The 6,548-nt window shown below is 74.5% G+C and carries 3 protein-coding genes; 2 read left to right on the forward strand and 1 reads right to left on the reverse strand.

Annotated elements, in window-relative coordinates:
* Positions 1–318 (reverse strand): ATP-binding cassette domain-containing protein (locus tag B085_RS44965; protein WP_234018735.1); only part of this gene is annotated, 318 nt, incomplete at its 3' end.
* Positions 319–620: 302 nt separating this feature from the next.
* On the opposite strand from B085_RS44965, the gene B085_RS0136965 reads away from it, so the two are divergent.
* Both B085_RS0136965 and B085_RS0136970 read left to right on the forward strand, forming a co-directional pair.
* A complete protein-coding gene (locus B085_RS0136965; protein ID WP_018563638.1) occupies positions 621–3,956 on the forward strand; it encodes an FtsX-like permease family protein in 3,336 nt (1,111 codons plus the stop codon).
* Position 3,957: 1 nt separating this feature from the next.
* The coding region (locus B085_RS0136970) for an FtsX-like permease family protein (RefSeq protein ID WP_018563639.1) at positions 3,958–6,548 on the forward strand (2,591 nt) is incomplete at its 3' end.

Below are 6,548 nucleotides of genomic sequence, written 5' to 3' on the forward strand. Positions count from 1 at the left end.
GACGCCGACGTTCTCGGCGGCGGTGAGGATGGGCAGCAGGCCGAAGGACTGGAAGACGAAGCCCATGCGGTCGCGGCGCAGGGCGAGCAGTTCGCGTTCGGCGAGGTCGTTGAGTGTGGTGCCGTCGACGGTGACGGTGCCGGCGTCGGCGCGGTCCAGGCCGCCGATGATGTTCAGCAGGGTCGTCTTGCCGGAGCCGGAGCGGCCCTTGAGGGCGACCAGTTCCCCGCGGGCCACGGAGAAGGACACCCCGCCCAGGGCGTGCACCGCGGTGTCCCCGGTGCCGAAGGTGCGCACCAGGTCCTCGACCACGACCATCGCCTCGGAGGCCGCCCCGTCGCCCGCCGGGCCCTCACGCCGTTCCAGCAGTCCCTCGCTCATGCAGGCCAGCATAAATGCGGTGGCGATATGCCACTGTTCACACGGTGCTAACGAGCACGGGCTCCCGGTTGTAACAACCATCTGATTCCACCCCTCCCTTCACCCCATCGACGGCTGAACGTGGGGACACCTGTGCGATCACGTCGTGACGTGGGCGTAGGGTGTGGCACCAGTCACCGCTTCGGGGTGACGACTCGACCACTCGCAACACACTGTTACGGGCATCAAGAACGGGGGGCATGGTGCCGGGCTTCGTCTTGCTGCGCCTGCGCGCGCACCGGCTGCTGCTCGCTGCCGCACTGCTGTCTGTCGTCCTGACCACCTGCGCCGTGGCCGCGCTGGCCGCGTTCAGCGACGCGGTCGGGGACGCGGGGCTGCGGCGCACGCTGCAGGGGCCGTCGGCCGCCAGGACCCAGATCGACGTGACGTCCGACGTGACGGGGCAGGACACCGGACAGGTGGCCTCCCGCGTACGCGAGGCGCTCGCGGGGGCCTACGACGGACTGCCGGTACGGATCTCGTCCAGCACCCGCTCGGGCGCGTACGGACTGCCGCCGACCCTGCGCCCGGCCGGCGCGGGGTCGGCGGGCAATCCGGACCTGACCCTGCTCGCCACGTTCGACCGCTCCCGGGTGACCATGGCCGAGGGGACCTTCCCGGACGCGCCGAAGTCGAAGGGCCCGGTGCCGGTCGCGCTGCCCGACACGGCCGCGGAGGCCCTGGGCGTCCACCCCGGCGACGTGATCACTCTCGCCGACCGGCGGGGCGGGCCGTCCCTGCGCGTGCGGCTGACCGGCCTGTACCGGCCCACCGACCCCGCCGCCCTGTACTGGAGGCTCGACCCCCTCGGCGGTCGCGGCGTACGGACGCTGTCGTTCACCACCTACGGCCCGATGCTCGTGGACCCGCGGACGTTCACGACGGGCGCCGTCCCGGCCGCCGAGATCCAGTGGACGGCGGGATCGGGCTTCTCCGGCATGACCACCGCCCGCCTCGACCGCGTCGGTCAGGACGTCCGCCGGACGGTGGACCGGCTGGACGACAAGCAGCTGGCCGGGAAGACGACAGCGAGCAGTGAGCTGCCCGCACTCATGGCCGACCTGGACCGCAACGTGCTGGTCAGCCGCTCGACGCTGCTGATCAGCGCAGTACAGCTGGCACTGCTCGCCGGTCTGGCCCTGGTCCTCGTCGCGGGCCTGCTCGCCGGCGAACGCTCCGAGGAGAACGCCCAGCTGCGCGCCCGCGGCAGTTCCCGGACCCGCATCGCGGGCCTGGCCGCCACCGAGGCACTGCTGCTGGCGCTGCCCGCGGCCCTGTCGGCACCGCTCCTGGCCGGCCCCCTGGTGCGCCTGCTCGCCGGGCACGGGGCCCTGGCGCGGGCGGATGTGCGGCTGGACGTACCGACCGCGACGGCCTGGTGGGCCGGTGTGCTGGCCGCGCTGGCGTGCAGCGTCGCCGTGGCCTCGCCGGCGCTGCGCCGCACGGGCACCTACGCGGTCGAACGGCAGGCACGCGCCCGCAAGGGCGCGCTGCCGGGTTCCGTGCAGGCGGGGGCGGATGTCGCGCTGCTGATCGTGGCGGGCCTGGGCTACTGGCAGTTGTCGCGGCGCGGCAACGAGTCGGGCCCGCTGACGACCACCACCACCGGCGCACTGGGAGTGGACCCCGTGCTCGTGGTGGCGCCCGCGTTGTGCCTGCTGGCCGGCGCGGTACTCGCGCTGCGGCTGCTGCCGCTGGCGGCCCGGCTCGGCGAGCGGCGGGCAGCCCGGTCGACCGGCCTGCCCACGGCGCTGGCCGGGTGGCAGCTGGCGCGGCGGACCGGCCGTGGCGCCGGCCCCGCCCTCCTCCTGGTCTTCGCGGTCTCGATCAGCATGTTCGCGATCGGCGAGAACGCCACGTGGGAGCGGTCCCAGAGCGACCAGGCGGATTTCTCGGTAGGCGCCGACCTCCGCGTGACGGGCACCTCGACACCGCCGTTCGGACAGGGCGGGGTCTACGACCACGTCCCCGGGATCACCACGGCGACCCCGGCGAGCCGCAGCATCGTGCCGCTGCCCCGCGGCCTCGAGGCGACCGTGCTGGCGATCGACACCACCACCGCCCCCCGGGTGACCGCTCTGCGCGACGACCTCGCCGGCCGGCCCTTCCCGGACGAGCTGCGCTCCCTGCGCCCGCAGGACACCGCCGCGCCGGACGCCGGGTTCACCCTCCCCCGCGACACGGCACGCGTCCTCCTGACCGTCCGCCTGCAGACCGCGGACTTCGGCGGCCGACCGATCGGGAGCGACGTCACGACCCGCCTGTCGGGGACGTTCACGGACCGCTTCGGCCTCCCGTACACGCTCTCCCTGGGCGACGTCCCCGCCGACGGCGGACGGCACGTCGTGGTGGCGGACTTCGGCGCCGAGGCCGGCCGGTCCCCCGGAGCCGGTCCGGCCGGACCGCTGCGCCTGACCGGACTCAAGGCCGAGTACTCACTGCCCCAGCGGACCGAGTACCACCGGCTCTCCGTCACCGCCCTGCGCGCGGTGTCCGACGACGGCACATCGCACGACGTCACGGTGCCCGCCGGCTCCTCGTGGAAGGCGCGCGCCGTCATGGGCGACCCCGACTTCACCGGGTACGAGGACCACGAGCCCGCCAGGACGGACGCCCCGGACTCCAGCGCGCGGACGCCGCTCACCGTCGAGTTCGACACCGGCCACATGCCCCGCCAGGAGTACGTCCCGGGCGGCTACGACAAGGCGTCCGTGATCCTGACCTCCCAGCCCGACGCCCCGGCGACACTGCCGGCGATCGCCACGGACGCCTACCTGCGGGCGGTCGGCGCGAAGCCCGGCGACTCGGTGCGGGTCCAGCTGGCCGGCGTGAGCGTGCCGGTCCGCGTCACCACGGCCGTGCGCGCCCTGCCCACCGCCGTGCCCAAGACCGACGGCACCGACGGCGGGGCGCTGCTGCTGGACCTGCGCTCGGTCAACTCGTTCCTCAGCGCGGCGGGCCAGGGTTCCCTGGTGCCCGGCGAGTGGTGGCTGGCGGCCGAGCCCGGTGCGTCGGCCCGCGTCGCCTCGGCGCTGCGAGCCCGCGGCGACATCACCTCGCTCCTGGTCCGCGACGAGCAGCGCACCGAACTGCAAAGCGATCCGCTCGGCGCCGGGCCGCTGTCCGCACTGCCCGCCGCCGTGGTGACCGCCGTGGTGCTGGCCGCGCTCGGCTACATCGTGGCGGCGGCCGGCGCACTGCGCGACCGCTCCCAGGAGTTCGCGATGCTGCGCGCGCTGGGCACCCCGCGCCGCTGGCTGGCCCGGGTGATCGTCGCCGAACAGGGCCTGGTCATCCTGGTGGCGGTGGGCGTGGGCGCCCTGCTCGGCGGGCTGCTGACCCGACTGGTCGTCCCCTTGATCATCCTGACGGCGGACGCGGAGTCCCCGGTCCCCGAGGTGCGGGTGCACCTGCCCTCCGGCCCGCTCGCCCTGCTGATGATCACCATCACCGCGCTGCCCCTGCTCGGCGTCATGCTCACCGCGTGGCGGTCCGCCGACCCGGCCCAGGCGCTGCGGCGCCAAGGAGGTGAATGACGTGGCCGAGCCCCGTGCCCCGCACAGCGGTGACGTCTCCTGGATCCGCGCCCGGCTGCGCGCCGCCCCTGGCGGCACGCTCGCCGTGGCCGCGCTGGTGCTCGTCACGGCGTTCCTGGCGGCCGCGCTGCCGCGAGCCGTCGACGGCTACGAGAACGACGCACTGCGCGACACCCTGTCACACGCGTCGCTGCCGGAGCGCAGCGTCACCATGTCGCTCCAGGTGTCGCGGCTGTCCGTCCCCTTCGGTCCCGAAGCCCTGCTGGCCTCCGACTCGTTGAGGAAGACGGAGAAGGAGTTCCAGAAGCTCGTACGGCCGCCGCTGGCATTGGAGCCGGACCAGACCGTCTATGGCGTGAGTTCCGCGGACACGGACGCCACCGACCCCGGGCTGCCCCGGATACCCGGTGACGCTCCGCTCCCCCCGAAGGGCACCCTGGTCGCCCAGCCGGACCTCGCGGCGAACACCCGCCTGGTCGAAGGCCGCCTGCCGCGCTCCGGCAACGACGACCGGAGCGCCGAAGCGGTGATCACCGACCGCACGGCCAAGGCCATGAAACTGCGGACGGGCTCGGCGTTCCACCTCCAGGACGCCCTCGGATCCGTCCTGACCGTCCGGGTCACCGGGATCGTCGCACCCCGGGCAGCCGGCGCCGCCTGGTGGAACGCCGAGCCCGACCTGCGCAAACCCAGTGTCGTCTCGCTGCCGAACCCGGGCGGCGCCCCCATCCCGTACTGGCACTTCACCGCCCTCATCGACGAGGCCGACACGAACGTCCTGCTCGGCCTGCAGGACGGTGCACGGGTCTACTGGCACCACCCCGCGGACATCGGCGCGCTCACCGCACACGACGTCCCCGCACTGCGCGACCGGCTCTCCGCGCTGACGGCGGGCCCTGCCGCGGCACGGCTGCAGACCAAGCAGCGCGGCCTGCACATCGAGGAACAGGGACTGGCCGAACGCCTCGGTCCCTTCGCCGACGAGCGCACGGCCGCCCAGCCGCTGATCCTGGTCGCCGCCGTCGGCGTGGGCACCGTGGCCGTCGTGGTGCTGCTCATGGCGGCGGGCCTGTCGGCGAACCGGCGCAGGGCCGAGTTCACACTGCTGCGGGCCCGCGGCATCAGCATGAACTCGCTGACCGGCCGGCTGCTGGCGGAGAGCGCGGTGGTGGCGGTGCCGTCCGCGGCGGCGGGGCTCGCCCTGGCGCTGCTCCTGCTGCCGACGGAACGTGCCGGGCTCGCCGTGTGGTCGGCCGCCGCCGTCGCCGTACTGGCCACGGTGAGCCTGCCCCTGCGCGCGGCGGCCACCGCCCGCCGGCCGCGCCCCGGACAGCGTGAGGACATCGTCGCGGCCCGGCCGTCCCGGCGCCGCACCGTGGCCGAACTGGCCGTCGTGGTCGTCGTCGCCGGCGCCGTGGTGGCGCTGCGGCAGCGCGGCACAGCGGACGGCGGCGCTGACGTGCTCACCGCCGCGGCTCCGGTGCTGCTGGCGGTGGTCACCGCACTGATCCTGCTGCGCCTGTACCCCTGGCCCGTACGGCTGCTGGCCCGGCCCTTCGCCCGGCTCAACGGGGCCGTGCTCCACCTCGGCCTGGCCCGCGCCGGACGCGCCCCCTCCACGACGGCGCTGCCGCTGCTGGCCGTGCTGGTGGCGCTCACCGTCACCTCCTTCGGCGGGGCCGTCCTGGCCGGAGTGGATGCGGGACGCGACCACGCCGCGGTGACCGCGGTCGGCGCGGACGCCCGGGTCCAGACCTACGGCGCCCTCCCGCAGGAACTCGGCACCCAGGTCCGGAAGGTCCCCGGGGTCCGCGAGGTCACCGGCGTGCGGGTCGAGCCCGGGCAGCATCTGATGAACTCCCGCACCCAGTTCGACCTGCTGGTCGTCGACCCCGAACCGTACGCCCGCCTCGTGGCCGCCACCGGCCTCGGCTCCTCCTTCCCCACCGGCAAGCTGGACTCCGAGGCGAAGGAGCCCCTTCCCGCCATCGCCTCCCCGGCGCTCGCGCGGACGTTCGGAAACGGCGCCGGCGACCCGGAGTCCGTCAGATCATCGGTCGGGCGCGTCATGGTGAAGATCGTGGGCACACAGGAGGCCACCCCGGCGGCGCCCAATCACGAGTTCGTCATCGTGTCGCGGGCCGCCCTGGCGAAGGTCGCGCCCGGAACCAAGGAGCCGGCGCACGGGCCCTCGACGCTGTACGCGACGGGCACCGGCATCGACGCGACGGCCCTGCGCGCCGTCGTCGCCAAGACCGCGCCCCAGGCGTCGGTCACGCTGCGGACCCAGCAGCGCACGTCCTACGGCGCGACCTCGCCGCTGCAGTCGGGCGCACGGCACGTGTACCTGGCCGCCGTCGCGGCGGGCGCGGGCTACAGCGTGCTGGCGTTGCTGCTGTCGTTGCTGCACAACGCGCCGCAGCGCAAGGCGCTGCTGGCCCGGTTGCGGACGATGGGTATGACAGGACGTGGGCGGCAGTGGCTGGCGGTGCTGGAGATGCTGCCGCAGGTCCTGCTGGGCGCCCTGGGCGGCATCCTGGTCAGCCTGGCCACCGTGCCGCTGGTACGTCCGGGCGTGGACCTGGTGGCGCT

Source organism: Streptomyces sp. BoleA5 (genome assembly GCF_000373665.1).
GTDB lineage: Bacteria > Actinomycetota > Actinomycetes > Streptomycetales > Streptomycetaceae > Actinacidiphila.